This window comes from Cobetia marina, from assembly GCF_001720485.1.
GTDB classification, from domain to species: Bacteria; Pseudomonadota; Gammaproteobacteria; order Pseudomonadales; family Halomonadaceae; genus Cobetia; species Cobetia marina.
In genome coordinates, this window is the sequence record NZ_CP017114.1 from 1,973,848 (window position 1) to 1,990,113 (window position 16,266).

The window sequence follows — 16,266 nt, forward strand, 5'->3', positions numbered from 1 at the left end:
TGTGGAAACCGGCACCCTGGAGTGCCGGCTTGAATGTGTTGAGAGGGGGGGAAGCAACGTGCGAAGCCCGTGTGATCAGAGCAGTGCCTGCGCCACGACCGCCGAGCCGATATAGGTGCCAGTGAAGACCAGCAGCGAGATGATCACCAGCTTCCAGCCTGCCTGGCGGAACATGCTGAACTCGCGCTTGCTCAGCGCCAGACCCGCGTAGCCGAGTACCGGCGTGACGATGGCAAGGAAGTTGACGAAGCTCAGCTGCTCGGTGATCCAGCCGCTGCCCGGGAACCATGGCAGCGTCATCAGGATACTGACCAGCGACACCCAGGCGATGGCCGGCAGATAGAAGGGCATCAGGCGAGCGACGCCAAGGCCGAGCATGGTCATCACGTAGAGGATCAGCATGCCGGGGGCGGCGTCGATCAGGCTGGCACCGTTGATGGTGTTGACCACCCAGCCGACCACACAGACCGCCGCGACCACCAGTGCCGTCTTGCCCAGCTGGTTCTCCGGGCGATCTTCAACCAGCGCCTCGGAGGCCAGCGTGGCTTCCTCGTCATTCATGGCGCCATTGTCGCCGGCTCGCTTGCGGCTGAAGAAGGTGAACAGACGCTCGGCGACCGGCAGGGCGATGAACAGGGACACGTAGAGGCCGGTGGCGTAGGTCAGCAGGTTGCTGGCGCCGGCAAAGGCCAACAGCTCTTCGCCCATCTCCGGCAGGGCACCGGCGATGGCGCCGGAACATGCCGCCACCATGCTGCCGCTGCCGACACCACACGCCATGGCCAGCGCACGCGGGTCGAAGATGTCCAGCGAGGTCAGGTAGCCCGCCATCAGCGCGAACCACAGGGTGCCGAACATGGTACCCACGACATAGACGCCCATCACGCCGACACCTTCCGGCCCCTTGAGGCCATATTTGTCGGAGATGATCGCGATATTGGGTTCCCGCGCGATGGAGTAGGTCGCGCCGATCGCCTCACGGCCCATCTTGAGCACCACGACCGCGATCGGCATCGCGATCAGCATGGTGCCCAGATTGCCCAGCTCCTGCAGGATCAGCGCCGGACCTGCCGAGATCAGTTGCTCGATGGCCGGGCCGATGGTGGAGCCGAAGCGGGCGATGAACGGCATGATCGACAGCAGGATGACCGGTCCTGCCGCCGCGCTGATCACCGGCGGGATGACGCGTTTCGTGCCGCTGAACAGGTGCGGATTGCACAGCACGGCCGCAATGAAGGCATAGAACAGGGGCAACAGCAGCAGGGTGCCGGGGCCGAGGGGGAACTTGAGGATACCGATCAGTTCGGCGCCGAGAGATAGCACCACGACCAGCAGATGCAACCGCCAGTCCAGGAGTTGAGCGAGGGGCATGTGGGACTCCGCTTGTTATTGTAGTGACTGCTTGTGTAGTAACTTCTTTTGTAAGAACTGCTTGAATAGCAACGACTTGTGAGGCGCCTTCCTGTCCAGTGCGCGCTTGTGTCGTGACGACGTCTCAGACACGGGCACCGCCTCGGGGAGACCCCGAGCCTGTCGCCCTCTGGTGGAGCGATCAGCGGGTTTCAGTATTGTCACGAGCGGCGCGCTAAAGAAACATGATAGGTGTACGAATAAATAGAGCATGCTGGCGGACGGCGATGGGCAGAGAAGGCTCTCCTCATACGAGGACACCCCGCACAGGGCGGGGTGTCGGGTGGTGCAGTCGCAGTGCGACAGGGCTCAGTCGTCCGTGATCACGCGCAACAGCTCATGGCAGGCACCGAGGCTGTGATAGTCACACTTGGCGCCGGGCGAGCTCTTGAGGTCATCGAAACGCTGGTTGTCGGCATTCAGCAGGCGATACCAGGCGCCGTAGCGATGGTCGATGAAGTGCTGCCAGGCGTAGCCCCACAGGCGTTCATACCACTCGGCGTAGTGCGACTCGCCGGTGGCCTCGTTCAGCAGCGCTGCGGCCACCAGGCTCTCGGCCTGCACCCAGAAGTACTTCTCGTCGTCGCAGATGGTGCCATCCGGCGCGAAGCCGTAGTAGAGCCCACCACGTTCGCCGTCCCAGGCCAGATCCATCGCCGTATCGAACAGACGCTTCGCGGTCGGCAGCAGCCAGTCGTCATCGCGGTGACGCTTGAGCATCAGCAGCAGCTTGGCCCATTCGGTCAGGTGGCCCGGCTGGAAGCCCCAAGGACGATAGAGGTTCTTGGGGTCGTCGCGGTTGTAGTCCCAGTCGACGTTCCAGTCGCGATCGTAATGCTCCCAGATCAGGCCATCGGCCTTGGCGGCCTGACGCTGGCAGATGTTGCGGGCCAGGGTCATGGCCCGCTCCAGATAGCGTTCGTCATCCGTGGCTTCAAAGGCGGCCAGCATGGCTTCACAGGCGTGCATGTTGGCGTTCTGGCCACGGTAGTCGGATAGCGTCTGCCAATCGGCGCTGGCTTCATCGGCGTACAGACCGTGATGCTCCGACCAGAAATGCTGCTCCATCAGGGCGTGGGTCTCGTCCAGCCAGCCGCGGGCCTCCTCGATACCGGCGCGCCAGGCCGTCGCGTAGGCCAGCATCACGAACGCCAGTCCGTAGCACTGGTTGGTATGATCCGCCTCGCCTTGCTCGCTCAGCGACCACAGGTAACCACCGGTCTGCGGATCGAGATGCACCTCGCGCAGATAATCGATGCCATGACGAGTCGCGGCCAGACACGCCTGGTCACCGGTGCGCAGATATTCCATCGCGAAGTTGAAGATCATCCGCGTGCTGCTGACCAGATGACGCGCTGCGGGTGCATACACGCTGCCGTCATCACGATACGCCTGGAAGTAGCCGCCGCGTTCCTGATCCACCGCGCGCGGCAGATAGAAGTCCATGATCGAGCGGATATGCGTGTCCAGAAAGCCGCGGCTGGCGAACGTTGCCGGCATGGGCGGTACCGCCTGGCGTGACAGCGGTGCCTTCTGCGGCGCCTGCGCCAGTGGAGAGGCTTGTTGAGGCTGTTGCTGAGAAGTTTGTGGAGAGGCGTGCTGAGTCATCAGGAGACCTCCTCGACGCCGGACGCCGCCTTGCTGGCGGTGAAGCTTTCCAGCGGGTTGAGCCAGTAGAGGTCCATCGCTGCCGTCCAGGAGAAGTCGCGACCGCCACAGCCTTCGCCGGTCACCGAATTGAAGTATTCATAGTAGCCTGCCGCCGCGATGCACTGCTGGCTGGCCTGCTTGATCCGGTCGGCCTCGCGGGACATGCCATATTCCTCACAGCCGATGGCCAGCATCCAGTTGATGTGCAGCCAGCTCGGCCCGCGCCAGTAGCGCTTGGGTTCGAAGCGGGTGCTGGCCGGGTGGGTGGAGGCGACACCGAAGGGCGCCTGTTCCAGCCAGTCCTCGAGCAGGCCGCCCATGCGCTGCGCCTGGGCACCGCTGGCGACCCCGGCGAACAGCGGCAGGATACCGGCGGTGGTGACGTGCTCCAGCAGCACATTGGCACGCGCATCGCGGCTGAGGAAGCAGCCCAGCTCATCGCTCCACAGCGCCTGCACGCCTTCCTCGGTGCGCGCCAGCGACTGCTTGAGGCTGTAAAGCGCCTCGCCGTGGGTGTTGACCAGGCCAAGCCCGGCGGCATCCTCTTCGCACAGCGCGATCAGGTCGCGCGTGCCACGGTGCAGGATGGAGATCAGGCTGATGTCCTCGACGCGGTACGGGCAGTCGCGATACAGCACCTCGGCGTCGTGCTCGTTCTGCTGGAAGAACTTCACCAGATAGATGTAACGATCATATTCGTACTTGTGCGGGCGCTCGGACGGATCGACCAGCCCCGTATCGCGACGCACGTATTCGGCATCGACCGGCGGCACGCCAGCCAGCGGGCCATCCCACTGGGGGCTGTTGTCCATGCCGGACTCCCAGGGGTGATAGCTGCACACGCGGCCGGTATGTTCCGGATCACGGTCGCGGTAGAACCACAGGTGATAGCGGATGACGCCAGGCAGGGTGGCGGCCAGTTTCTCCTCGGCAAGCCGGCGGTCACGGCCTTCCTCGAACAGCAGCTTCATGACGCTGGCCAGCACCGGCGGCTGGGAGATGGCGCTGGTCGCCGGGCTGCGCTGGACACCCCAGACTTCCGGCCCCGGGAAGTAGGTTTCCGCATCCCCGTGGAAGACGATGTGCGGCACCATGCCGTTGTCCCACTGGCCTTCCAGCAGACGCTCGATCTCACGCCAGGCACGTGCCTCGTCACCGGCGGCCAGCCAGCCCAGCGCGGTGATGGCGGCGTCCCAGTTCCACTGGAAGGGGTAGAGGCCACGCGTGGGGACGGTGTAGCCGCCCAGGTCGTTGAGCTTGAGAACGTCGTGAGCGCTGAGCGCGTCGAGCTTGGCATTCATGTAAGTCGGCTCCGTTCGGGATGACAGGTTCGAAATCAAAGGTTCTGGATCAAAGGTTCTGGATCAAAGGTTCGCAATCAAAGGCTCGCAATCAAAGGCTCGGGTCGAAAGGGATCAACACGCCTCACGCCGACATCAGCTGGCCGCTGTGGTCATAGAAGCGCATCTTCTCGGCCAGCGGCCGGATGTGGATGTCACTGCCATTGGCGATCTCCAGGTCACTCGGTACGTTGACGCGCAGCATCTCGTCCCCGAAGCGGGCAGTCAGCTGCTTGTGGGAGCCCAGCAGCTCCGTGACCAGCACACGGACCGGCGCGAAGTCCTCGGTGGGCTCGAAACGCACCTCGAAGTCCTCGGGGCGGATACCGCACCTGTGGATCTGGCTGGCGGCCGGGGCGGCCTGGTGCCAGCGCGCATCCGGGGCGATGAAGTTCATCGGTGGATTGCCGATGAAACTGCCGACGAATTCGGTCGCCGGATAGTGGTAGATCTCGGAGGGCGGCGCGTACTGCTCGATCTGGCCTCCCTTCATGACCGCGATGCGGTCGGCCAGGCTCATGGCCTCGACCTGATCATGGGTCACGTAGATGGTGGTGGTGTCGGAGGCGGCGAGGATGGTCTTGAGCTCGGCGCGCATCTCCAGGCGCAGCAGCGCATCCAGATTCGAGAGCGGCTCATCCATCAGCAGCACTTCCGGTTCCATCGCCAGGGCACGCGCGACCGCGACCCGCTGACGCTGACCGCCGGAGAGCTGGCCGGAGTAGTGATCCAGACGGTCCTCGATGTGCATCAGCTCGGCGGTTTCCTTCACCTTGCGCTGGATGTGCGCTTCGCTGTCCTTGCGCACGCGCAGGCCGAAGGCGATGTTCTCCGCCACCGTCATGTGCGGGAAGACGGCGTAGTTCTGGAACACCATCGCGATGCGGCGATCCCGCGGTGCCAGTGAGGTGATCTCACGCTCGCCGATGCGGATCGAGCCGCTGCTCTCGTACTCCAGCCCCGCGATGATGCGCAGCAGGGTGGACTTGCCGCAGCCGGACGGGCCGAGCAGCACGGTGAATTCCTTGTCACGGATCTCGAGATCGATGGACTTGAGGATTTCCTGCTTGCCGAACTGCTTGCGTACGGCACTGATCTGGATGGCTGACATGGTCGGACTCCTTGTAATCGTGAGCGACGGCGCTGGATGGACAGGTGACCACCGTCGTCATGCATTGGCCGGTTGAAGGGCCGTACGCTAGCGGTTGGAAATGCCCCACATGCTGAACAGGTACTTGCGGATCGCGAACAGGAACAGCAGCGCCGGGACGACCAGGATCAGACCGCCGGCGTATTTGATCTCGGCGGGCGACTCGGAAAGGCTCTGGACCAGAAAGGCCGTCAGGGTGCGGTTCTCGACGGTGAGAATCGCCGAGGCGAACACCTCGTTCCACGAGATCACGAAGGCGAATACCGCAGAGGCGGTGATGCCCGGCGCGGCCAGCGGCAGCACCGCGCGGCGGAAGGCCTGCCAGCGGTTGCAGCCCATCAGCCAGGCAGCTTCCTCGAGTTCCACCGGGATGCCCATGAACAGGCTCGAGGTGATCAGCACCGCGAAGGGCAGTGCCAGGGTGGCGTGGACCATCGCCAGCCCCAGGATGGAGTCATCGATGCCCACCTGGATGAAGATGACGGCCAGCGGCAGCGCCAGCAGCGGCATCGGGAAGGCACGCGACAGGATGATGATCAGACGAAAGGCGTTCATGCCCGGAAACACGAAGCGGGCCAGCGCATACCCGGCGGGAGCGCCGAGCACGATGGCGATCACCATCGTGAAGGCGGCGGCCAGCAGCGAGTTGCCCAGCGCACTGATCACGCCCTGGTAGTGCCAGAAGAAGTCGAGGGTCTCGAAGCTCAGCGCTGGGGTCAGGGTCTTGGGCCAGCCGCTGATCTGCTCCGGGGTGCTGACACTGTTGAGCATCAGCAGGCCGATGGGCACCAGCACCCACAGCACCAGAATCGCGACACCGGCACGGAACAGCCATTTCCAGGCCATGTCATGACGGCGTGGCTTGTGTGCGCTCTGCGCCTGCGCCGGGGCCTGGGAATCGGAACGAGAAGACACGGGAGCCGGCATGATGGCCTCGGATGTCGTGGATTTCATCAGCGTGCCTCCTTCGGAACGTTGAGGAACTTGAGGTAGCAGCCGGTGATGACCACCGAGATCAGCATGATCAACACCGCGTAGGCGGAGGCGGCGCCGGTCTGCTGATAGAGGAACTGCCAGTCGAAGGTCTCGCTCATCAGTACCGGCATGTCGCTGCCGCCCAGCATCATCACCACCGCGAAGACTTCCAGCGCCAGCAGGGTGCGCAGGATCAGTGCCGACTGGATGCTCGGGCGCAGCATCGGCAGGGTGATCTTCCACAGGCGCTGCCAGTAGCTGGCGCCGAACACCTGACCGGCCTCGTCATATTCCTTGGGGATCAGCCCCATGCCCGACACCAGGATCACCAGCACGATGGCGGTGCCGCGCCAGATTTCCGCGACCACCACTGCCAGGAACAGCGCGAAGGCGTTCTGATAGTTGAGCCACGAGGTTGGCGCATCGATCACGCTGACCGCGCTCAAGAAGCTGTTGAGAAACCCGAACTGTTCCAGGATCGCCAGCCAGATGATGCCGGCGGCCAGATCGGAGATGCCCAGCGGGATGGTCCAGATGTAGAGGATGCTGTCGCGCCCCTTGTTCATCTTTGTGACCATCAGCGCCATGCCGATGGCCAGCACCAGCTGGACCGGCACCACGACACCGGTGAGCAGCAGGGTGTTCTTGAGCGAGGGCCAGAAATTGAAGTCCTGATAGATGCGCGTGAAGTTGGCGAGACTCACGCCGCCGTCAGGCTGGGTGAAGGCCTGGGCGAAGATCTCCAGAAAGGGGTAGAGGAAGAAGGCGCCCATGAACAGCAGGCTGGGGGCGATCAGGTAATAAGGTAGCCAGCGATCGTGCTTCATCTTTGCTCACCTTTGACGTTGTTGTGATGGCGTGTCGGAAGGGTTTCGTGGCACCGGGTCGGCATGACAGGGGTTGGCGTACCGTCATGGCGACCCGTCGAGGGGTGCCGTTGCTGCTGCTTGTGTTGCAAGTGTTGCAAGTGATGCGAGTGATGCGTTCTGTCGGTGCTGTCGAGCGACGGCTCGTGTGAGCGAATTACTTGACCGGGCAGGGGCCGTCGCTGGGCGTGTCCGGCAGCCAGCAGCTGGCCCCTGCGGTGTCGATCAGCGTCTGCAGGCGTGGGGCGAGAATATCCAGCGTCTCCTCGATGTCGGCGTCGCGCAGCACGATCTGCACGAAGGCATCGCGGTAGATCTTGTTGAACAGGCCCGCCTGTTGCCCCAGGCCGCTGGGCAGCAGGGACAGCACGGCATCCTCGGCGGAAGACTGTGTCGCCACCGCCTTGCCGGACATGCGAATGCTGGCGGGCAGATCATCAGGCAATTCAGCGGTGACCACGGGGAAGAAGTTGGTGGCGCGCAGGGTGCGAATCTGGGCGTCGGGCGTCATCAGATAGCGGATCAGCTTGCGACTGGCTGCGGGGTCGGAGGCATTGGCCGGCATCGCCAGTCCTGCCACCACCGGCATGTAGCCGCGACCGCTGGGGCCTGCCGGCGCCGGGAAGGCCACGAAGTCATCGGGACGCTTGTTGAAGGCATCCTTGAGGCGCGCGGTGTGATCGAACGCCACCCATACCTCACCATTGAGCAGCGGTTCCTGCATGAAGCCGTAGGCGGTGGAGCGTGGATTGGTCACCGCCCAGATCTCGCGGAACTTCTGCCACATGGCCACGGCATCGGCGCTACGGAACTCGCGCACCACCGAATGGGTGAAGGACGGGTAGAGATAGCCTTCCAGGAAGCGGTGGATCAGCCCCTTGCGACCGGCCGGGAAGCCCAGCTTGGGCTGGCCGGTGGCGGTCTCGAGATTGCGCCCCCAGGCCAGCAGCTCGTCATAGCTCAGTGCATCGAGATCCGCGCCTTCGGGCAGGTAGGGCAGCGCCTTGCGATTGGCCGCCATGATGTAGGTGGCCTGCATCCAGGGGATGTAGCGCTGCTGCTCGCCGCCCAGCTTGCCCAGCGTCAGGTATTGCTCGCTGATGCCCTTGTCCTTGAGCGTGCTTGCCAGCGTATCCAGTGGCGCGAGAATGCCGGGCGTCAGCGAGCCCAGCTCGCCATGCAGGCCGCCGAGCAGGTCCAGCGCGCCTTCGGGACTCGACTTCTCCGCCTCCAGTCGTGACAGGAAGGTACCGGTTTCCTGCGGCATGTAATCGATGGACTCGGCGTAGGGGGCCAGGGCGATCTCGCGCATCTGCTGGGCCTCTTCCAGCGGTCTGGCCTGGGTGCTGAAGAAGGTGATGTCAGCGAGGGCGGACGTACTGCCCAGCAGCGCCAGCAAAGCGAGGGCGGTTGGCATCTTGCGCATGGAGGTCTCCCCGGTCGGGTGTTGTTTTTCTGGCGTCACGCTGACCACGTTCTGGCGATGGCGTTTTCAGATCAGGCGTTTTGCGGTCAGGCGTCTGTCGTCGTGAGGTCAGGCGATGGTTCTGTGTGATCAGGCATGTGTGCTCAGGCAGTGGTATCGCGCAGCAGCAGGTCGTAATCGAAGCAGCGATGGCGTGGCGCGCCCTCCTGCGGGGCCAGCACCAGTTCGATCAGCGCCTGACTGACGGTCTCGAAGGAGATGTCCAGCGTGCTCAGGCTGGGCTGCTGGTACATCAGCGGTGGCAGGTTGTCCGCCCCGATGATGGCGATATCCCGGCCGGGCGCCCGCCCGCTCTCGCTGACGGCTTCCATCACGCCGTAGGCGAAGATGTCGCTGGCGCACACGAAGGCGGTGGGGGCATCGGCACTCGCCAGCACCTCTCTGGCGACCTGATAGGCGCTGGCGTAACCGTGGGGGCAGTGGCGCGAGCTGGGGGCGAGACTGGCCTCGCGCATGGCCTGCAGGTAGCCGGTCTCACGCTCCACCGCGGTATAGAGATCGCTGAAGAAGTTGAGGAACAGGATGTTGCGATGTCCCTGCTGGATCAGATGGCGAGTGGCGCGCAGGAAACCATCGGCGGCATTGATGTCGACCCAGTCGTGCTCGTCGGCGCGGCCGGTGCGACCGTGGGTGACGAAGGGGACACCGCTGTCGAGCAGGAAATCGACGCGCGGGTCCTGGATGCAGGTACGCGCCACCACGAAGGAGTCCACCTTGCCGCCATCGATGAAACGCTTGTAGGTCTCCAGCTCGTCGCGGTCTTCCGGCACCGTGGTGACGATGAGGTCGTGCTCCGGTGCGGCATCGTGCAGTGCCTGCCCCAGCGCCACCAGCAGGCGGGTGTTGAACTGGTCACGAAAGTCGCCCTGGGCGCCGTTCATGATGTAGCCCACCGAGGAGGTGCGCCCGGTCTTAAGGCGGCGTGCGCTCTGGTTGGGTTGATAGCCCACGTCGTTGGCGAAGGCCTGGACTCGTTCACGCGTCGCTACGCTGACATCCTCGAACCCCCCCAGGGCGCGAGAGACGGTGGTCACCGAGAGCCCCAGTTCAGTGGCGAGATATTTCAGCGTGATCTTCGGTGGCATGGTGCAGGCCTCTGGCAAGGTGTCTGGCAAGGTGTCAGGACGTGAAATCGCTGGAAAGCATCTTCCGAAACGTTTCGGATGGATCATTTCACTAAATTTGGCGCCCCCGCAATGCTTTCGATACCAAAGGATATGTCAGTAATGATTCGTAATTTTCAGACGTTGCGCCTGCCTGTTACGTTGGCGCTGATGACACGCTGATTGAACGTTTCACGACATCGTGAACCGGTCACTCAAAGGGGCTGAAGAAGGTACTGAAGAGGGAGCTGAAGAGGGCAACCAAAAGGACAATCAAGAGGGCAGCAACGAGAACGCCCCGCAGAGCGGGGCGTCGTGGGGATGGCATGTGTCAGCCGAGAGGCGGGCCGTCGCGGGGTCAGCGGCTCTGGGGTTCGAGCGCTGCGGCCTGTTCGCGTCGGGTGGGACGAACCAGGCGGCCCTGAAGTTCCTCAAGCGAGACGCCCTTGGTTTCGGGCATGAAGAACAGCACGAAGATCAGCTGCAGCAGCATCATGAAGGCGAAGAAGGCGAATACCGGCCCACCGCTGAACTGGCTGAGGATGGTGGGCATCAGCAGCGCGATCAGGGCCGCGAAGATCCAGTGTACGGAGCTGCCGAAGGACTGGCCCATGGCACGGACCTTGTTGGGGAAGATCTCGGAGATGAATACCCAGATCACCGTGCCCTGACTCATGGCGTGCGCCGCGATGAACACGCCCAGCAGGATCGGCACGCCATAGCCGCCCATGGCGGAGAAGTCCTCGAGATGGAAGGCCCAGGCGATCAGGCACAGCGACAGCAGATAGCCGGCCGAGCCGATCAGGATCAGGGTGCGGCGGCCCAGCTTGTCGATCAGTGACATCCCCAGCATGGTGAAGACCAGATTGATGACCCCGATTCCGGCCGTCGAGAGCAGGGCGGCGCTCGATTCCAGCTGCGCCTCGGCCAGAATGCGCGGCGCGTAGTAGATGATGAAGTTGATGCCGGAGAGCTGATTGAAGGCCGCGATCAGGAAGGCGAACAGGATCGGCAGACGATAGCGCCAGGCGAACAGACGGGTGTGCTGCTTGGCACTTTCCTCGCTTTCGGTGCCACGGATGATGGCGATTTCCTCGGCGATGTCGGCCTTGGGATTGATCAGTCGGATGATCTCGGCGGCGGCCGCCTCGTCATTGCGCTTGAGGATCAACCAGCGCGGGCTGCGCGGTACCTTGCAGATCATCAGCAGGTAGAGCGCGGCCGGCACGGCTTCCACCCCCAGCATCCAGCGCCAGTTCTCGCCGTCCATGAAGCCGATGAAGTAGTTGGAGACGAAGGCGATCACGATCCCGAACACCACGTTGAACTGGTAGAGCCCGACCAGCGCGCCCCGGCGCTCGCGGGGGGCGATCTCGGAAATGTAGATGGGCGCTGCCACGGAGGACGCGCCAACACCCAGACCCCCCAGCAGGCGGAAGAACGAGAACAGGTAGGGGTCGGTGGCCAGCGCCGAGCCCAGCGCCGAGACCAGATAGAGGATCCCGATCCCGATCAGGGTCGCGCGGCGGCCGAAGTGATCTGTCGGCCAGTTGCCGAAGATGGCACCGATGACCGTGCCCCACAGTGCCATCGACATGATGACCAGGCCGTGCATGAGGTCGCTGAGACCCCACTGGCTCTGCAGAGAGGTGTCCGCACCTGAGATGACAGCGGTATCGAAGCCGAACAGGAAGCCGGCGAGAGCGACCGTGATCGACCATTGAAGAATGCGTGGCATGGCGTAGCTCATCCAATGAGGCGTGAAGGAAAGACAGCGATTCGCGGAGGTTAATCGTTCAAGAGTGTATAGGTGAATCGTGTCACCTGACAATAATAGCCTAACGTGAGCGATATCGTTTATCCGCTATACCTTAGGGTGAGAGGCGCGCCTGGCGATATCCGAGGCACCGTCACGTGCCATTTTTGATGGCTGATATCAATAGGTTATCAATTAGGTGCTACCGATATTCCAAATGGTTTTATCGTTATTCTATTTTTGCGTTCGCGCCCGGACAGGCGTAGGCTGAGGTCCATTCACCCTTGATTGACTCAGGAGGCCGAAGGATGGCAACCCCGACACTGCAGCCCCATGTCGAGAGCTTCTTCGACGAAGACAGCAATACCTTCACGCATCTGGTGCGTGACCCGCACTCCCGGCGTTGCGCGATCATTGATCCGGTACTGGATTTCGATTACCCCGCAGCCCGCACCACCACGCAGTCGGCGGATGCCCTGCTGGCCCACATCGCGGACGAGTCGCTGGAGGTGGAATGGATTCTCGAAACCCACGTCCATGCCGACCACCTGTCGGCGGCCGCCTACCTGAAAGACAAGCTTGATTGCCAGCTGGCGATCGGGGCACGCATCCGTGAGGTGCAGGACATCTTTGCGGACATCTTCGCGGCCGAGGCGGGTTTCGCGCGTGACGGACGTCAGTTCGACCGCTTGCTGGAAGAGGGCGACAGCCTGGCCATCGGCGGGCTTGAATGCCGCGTGCTGCATACTCCGGGCCATACGCCTGCCTGCGTGAGCTATGTGATCGGTGACGCCGTCTTCGTCGGCGATACGCTGTTCATGCCCGATTACGGCACCGCGCGCTGTGACTTCCCTGGCGGTGATGCGCGCACCCTGTACCGCTCGATCCACAAGGTGCTGGCGCTGCCTGACAGCACCCGCCTGTATCTGTGTCACGACTATTCCGCCGAAGGGCGCGAGGGCTTCTGTTGTGAGACCACGGTCGGGGAGCAGCGCCAGCACAATATCCACGTGCACACCGGGATTGATGAAGCGGCCTTCGTGGCCATGCGTTCGAAGCGCGATGCCGGGCTTGGCATGCCGCGCCTGATGCTGCCGGCGGTCCAGGTCAACATGCGGGCCGGCCAGATGCCGCCTGAGGACGCCAATGATCAGGCCTATCTCAAGATTCCGCTCAATCGTTTCTGACCCTCGCCGCCTGCACAGGTAAATAAATGACGTAGACTTCTTACGTGTCTATGCCCATTTTCTTTTCAAGGAGTCACGGATGAACAATCCCGCCAGCGATTCAGCCTCATCACCGTCACCGTCACCAGCAACCAGGGGCGAGACGACCGTCACGGTGCCCCCCAATGCCCACAAGGTGGTGATTCTGGGAGGAGGGGCCGGCGGGATTGCCGTGGCAGCCAGCCTGCTCAAGCGTCAGGCCGGCATGGATATCGCCATCGTCGAGCCATCGGAGCAACACAGCTATCAGCCGGGCTGGACGATGGTCGGCGGCGGGATCTTCACCCCGGAGTCCACTCGCCGGCCGATGTCCACGGTGATGCCCAAGGGCGTGCACTGGTATCGCGAGTCCGTGGTGGGCATCGACGCGGACGCGCATGAGGTCACGCTGGGGGATGGGCGCAAGCTTCGCTATGAGCGTTTGGTGGTGGCCATCGGGCTTGAGCTGGACTGGGCGGCCATCGAAGGCCTCGAAGAGACCCTGGGCAAGAATGGCGTCACCTCCAACTACCGCTATGATCTCGCGCCTTACACCTGGCAGCTTGTGCAGTCCCTGCGCAGCGGACGTGCGCTGTTCACCCAGCCACCGATGCCGATCAAGTGTGCCGGCGCCCCCCAGAAGGCGATGTACCTGTCCTGCGATCACTGGCAGCGTGAAGATGTGCTCGGTCAGCTGGAGGTCACCTTCCACAACGCCGGGGGCGTGATGTTCGGCGTGCCGGCCTATGTGCCTGCGCTGGAAGAGGCCGTGAAGGGCTATGGCATCGAGGTGCAGTTCCATCAGCGTCTGATCGCCGTGGATGGGGAAGCGCAGACGGCGCGTTTCGAGGTGGCGGCGGCCGAGGAAGGCGGTGAGCCGCAGATCGTCGAGCAGTCCTTCGACATGCTGCATGTGGTACCGCCCCAGAAGGCGCCGGCCTTGATCAAGGACTCGGGGCTTGCCAACGCCGCTGGCTGGCTGGAGCTTGAACCCGAGACCCTGCAGCACATCACCCATCCCGACATCTTCGGTCTGGGAGATATCAGCGGCACCTCTAACGCCAAGACCGCCGCGGCCGTGCGCAAGCAGGCGCCGGTGGTGGTGGAGAATCTGCTCGCGACCCTGGCCGGCGACTCGCTGGCGGCGGGCTATCGTGGCTATGGCTCCTGCCCGCTGACGGTGGAGAACGGACGCATCGTGCTGGCGGAATTCGGCTACGGCGGTGAGCTGCAGCCGACCTTCCCCAAGTGGCTCAATGACGGTACCCGCCCGACGCGCCTGGCCTGGCAGCTCAAGGCACGGGGCCTGCCGTTCATCTACTGGAACCTGATGCTCAAGGGCCATGAGTGGCTGGCGCGTCCGGCGTCACGCGATGTCTGAGCCGTCCGAGCTGACCAACGCACGCTCGCGCGGCGCGCTGGCCCGCTGGCTGCCGCTGGCGGGTTGGCTTGCCCAGTATGATCGCCAGAGCCTCGGGCGAGATCTGCTCGCGGCGGTGATCGTCAGTGTCATGCTGGTGCCGCAGGCACTCGCCTATGCGCTGCTGGCGGGGCTGCCGGCGCAGGTCGGCCTGTATGCCAGCATGTTGCCGCTGGTGCTGTATGCGCTGTTCGGCACCAGCAGCACGCTGGCTGTCGGGCCGGTGGCGATCATCTCGTTGATGACGGCGTCCGCCATCGCAGGCATGAGCGGTGCCGATGGTGCCGCGCTCTCGACGCCCGAGATGCTCGCCGCTGCGCTGCTGCTGGCGCTCATCTCCGGTGCCATGCTGGTGGCGATGGGGCTGTTGCGGTTGGGGGCGCTGGTGAATTTCATCAGCCACCCGGTGATCTCCGGGTTCATGACGGCCTCCGGTGTCCTGATCATCGCCAGCCAGCTCGGGCCCATGAGCAGCCTGCGCCTGAGTGGCGGCAATCTGCTCGAGATGGGGGAGTCGTGGCTGTCATTGCCGCAAGGGGCCGGCGTGCATTGGCCGACACTGGCCCTCGGGCTGGGCTGCTGGGCCGCCCTGACGCTGGCGCGTCGTCATCTCAAGCAGGGCCTGATGGCCCTCGGGATGCGCGAGAGCGCGGCGGGCATGCTGTGCAAGACCACGCCGATCCTCGCCGTCATCCTGTCCAGTCTGCTGGCCTGGGGGCTGCGGCTTGGCGAGCAGGGCATGGCACTGGTCGGCAGCGTGCCCGGCGGCTTGCCCACCCTGAGCCTGCCGTCCCTTGTCAGCAATGACTGGTCGGGACTGCTGGTGTCGGCGCTGCTGATCAGCGTGGTCGGCTTCGTCGAGTCGCTGGCACTGGCCCAGACCCTCGCCGCGCGTCGGCGTCAGCGCATCGACCCCGACAAGGAGCTGATCGCGCTGGGGCTCTCCAACATGGGCGCAGGCGTCAGCGGCGGCATGCCCATCTCGGGCGGGCTGTCGCGCTCGGTGGTCAACTTCGATGCCGGGGCCGCCACGCCACTGGCGGGGGCCTTCACGGCCATCGGCATTCTGCTCGCCAGTCTGTGGTTGACGGACTGGCTGGCGTGGCTGCCACGCGCGACGCTGGCGGCCATCATCATCGTCGCCACCAGCAGTCTGATCGACCTCGCGGCGATCAGGCGCACCTTCCGCTACTCGAAGGGCGATGGGACGGCCCTGATGATCACGCTGATCATCACCCTCGTGCAGGGGGTGGAGAGCGGCATCATCGTCGGCATCCTCGTGTCACTGGGGCTCTATCTCAAGCGCACCAGCCAGCCGCACAGTGCGCTGGTCGGACGCGTGCCGGGCAGTGAGCACTTTCGCAATGTCGAGCGACATGAGGTCGAGACCGACCCGGAGCTGGCGATACTGCGCATCGATGAGAGCCTGTATTTCGCCAATGCGCGCTATCTGGAAGACACCGTGCTGGCGCTGGTAGCACAGCAGCCGTCGCTCAGGCATCTGGTGCTGGCCTGCCAGGCGGTCAACCTGATCGATGCCTCCGCGCTGGAAAGTCTGGAAGTCATCAATGAACGCCTGACGGCAGCCGGGGTGTCGCTGCATCTGAGTGAAGTGAAGGGCCCGGTGATGGATCGCCTCAAGCGCTCTGAACTGCCGGCCAATCTCGGCGGCGAGATCTATCTCAGCACCTTCGATGCCTGGCAGGCACTGAGCATCCACGGCAGCCATTGTGGCCAGTGCTGCGCACGGGATGGGGTCAGCCAGACGGCTGCGGCCGGCTGATAGGAGAAGGCGCTGGTTTCATGGGAAAGCCGTGAAGGGAAGCCGTAAAGGAAAAGTGGTGAAGTAAAAAGGTGAATGAAAACGCCCCGCCTCGGGGATTGCCGAGGCGGGGCGTTTTCGTC

At 63.7% G+C, this 16,266-nt stretch carries 12 protein-coding genes; 3 read left to right on the forward strand and 9 right to left on the reverse strand.

Features of this window, described 5'->3' with window-relative positions:
• Positions 1 to 75 precede the first annotated feature (75 nt).
• The 9 genes from BFX80_RS08415 to BFX80_RS08455 all read right to left on the reverse strand — a co-directional run bounded on the left by BFX80_RS08415 (position 76) and on the right by BFX80_RS08455 (position 11,718).
• Positions 76 to 1,371 (reverse strand): DUF3100 domain-containing protein, encoded by a 1,296-nt coding sequence (locus BFX80_RS08415; RefSeq protein ID WP_084208564.1) that lies wholly within the window; start codon positions 1,369 to 1,371, stop codon positions 76 to 78.
• A 348-nt stretch (positions 1,372 to 1,719) separates the two neighbouring features.
• A complete protein-coding gene (locus BFX80_RS08420; RefSeq protein WP_338079155.1) occupies positions 1,720 to 3,018 on the reverse strand; it encodes an AGE family epimerase/isomerase in 1,299 nt (432 codons plus the stop codon).
• Positions 3,018 to 4,361, reverse strand: coding sequence for an MGH1-like glycoside hydrolase domain-containing protein (locus BFX80_RS08425; RefSeq protein ID WP_084208565.1), 1,344 nt, complete (start codon positions 4,359 to 4,361; stop codon positions 3,018 to 3,020). Before BFX80_RS08425 ends, BFX80_RS08420 begins: the two co-directional genes overlap by 1 nt.
• A gap of 124 nt (positions 4,362 to 4,485) precedes the next feature.
• A complete protein-coding gene (locus BFX80_RS08430) occupies positions 4,486 to 5,511 on the reverse strand; it encodes an ABC transporter ATP-binding protein (RefSeq protein WP_077375967.1) in 1,026 nt (341 codons plus the stop codon).
• Positions 5,512 to 5,598: 87 nt separating this feature from the next.
• Positions 5,599 to 6,504, reverse strand: a complete 906-nt coding sequence (locus BFX80_RS08435; protein WP_205632754.1) for a carbohydrate ABC transporter permease — start codon at positions 6,502 to 6,504, stop codon at positions 5,599 to 5,601.
• The gene (locus BFX80_RS08440) at positions 6,504 to 7,352 is read right to left on the reverse strand and encodes a carbohydrate ABC transporter permease (protein WP_077375970.1); all 849 of its coding nucleotides are present in this window, start codon (positions 7,350 to 7,352) and stop codon (positions 6,504 to 6,506) included. The genes BFX80_RS08435 and BFX80_RS08440 overlap by 1 nt, the downstream gene beginning before the upstream one ends.
• A gap of 196 nt (positions 7,353 to 7,548) precedes the next feature.
• Positions 7,549 to 8,817, reverse strand: coding sequence for an extracellular solute-binding protein (locus tag BFX80_RS08445; protein WP_127735225.1), 1,269 nt, complete (start codon positions 8,815 to 8,817; stop codon positions 7,549 to 7,551).
• Between the two features lie 143 nt (positions 8,818 to 8,960).
• On the reverse strand, positions 8,961 to 9,962 hold the full coding sequence (locus BFX80_RS08450; protein WP_127735228.1) for a substrate-binding domain-containing protein: 1,002 nt from the start codon (positions 9,960 to 9,962) through the stop codon (positions 8,961 to 8,963).
• Positions 9,963 to 10,338: 376 nt separating this feature from the next.
• Positions 10,339 to 11,718 carry a sugar porter family MFS transporter gene (locus tag BFX80_RS08455; protein ID WP_240499719.1) on the reverse strand — a complete coding sequence of 460 codons (1,380 nt, stop codon included), beginning with the start codon at positions 11,716 to 11,718 and terminating at the stop codon, positions 10,339 to 10,341.
• A 326-nt stretch (positions 11,719 to 12,044) separates the two neighbouring features.
• On the opposite strand from BFX80_RS08455, the gene BFX80_RS08460 reads away from it, so the two are divergent.
• The 3 genes from BFX80_RS08460 (at position 12,045) to BFX80_RS08470 (ending at position 16,144) form a co-directional block, all read left to right on the forward strand.
• Positions 12,045 to 12,923, forward strand: coding sequence for an MBL fold metallo-hydrolase (locus BFX80_RS08460; RefSeq protein WP_084208568.1), 879 nt, complete (start codon positions 12,045 to 12,047; stop codon positions 12,921 to 12,923).
• A 79-nt stretch (positions 12,924 to 13,002) separates the two neighbouring features.
• The gene (locus BFX80_RS08465) at positions 13,003 to 14,322 is read left to right on the forward strand and encodes an NAD(P)/FAD-dependent oxidoreductase (protein ID WP_084208569.1); all 1,320 of its coding nucleotides are present in this window, start codon (positions 13,003 to 13,005) and stop codon (positions 14,320 to 14,322) included.
• Positions 14,315 to 16,144: a SulP family inorganic anion transporter gene (locus tag BFX80_RS08470; protein ID WP_084208570.1), complete on the forward strand. Its 1,830-nt coding sequence runs from the start codon at positions 14,315 to 14,317 to the stop codon at positions 16,142 to 16,144. Before BFX80_RS08465 ends, BFX80_RS08470 begins: the two co-directional genes overlap by 8 nt.
• Positions 16,145 to 16,266: the final 122 nt, after the last annotated feature.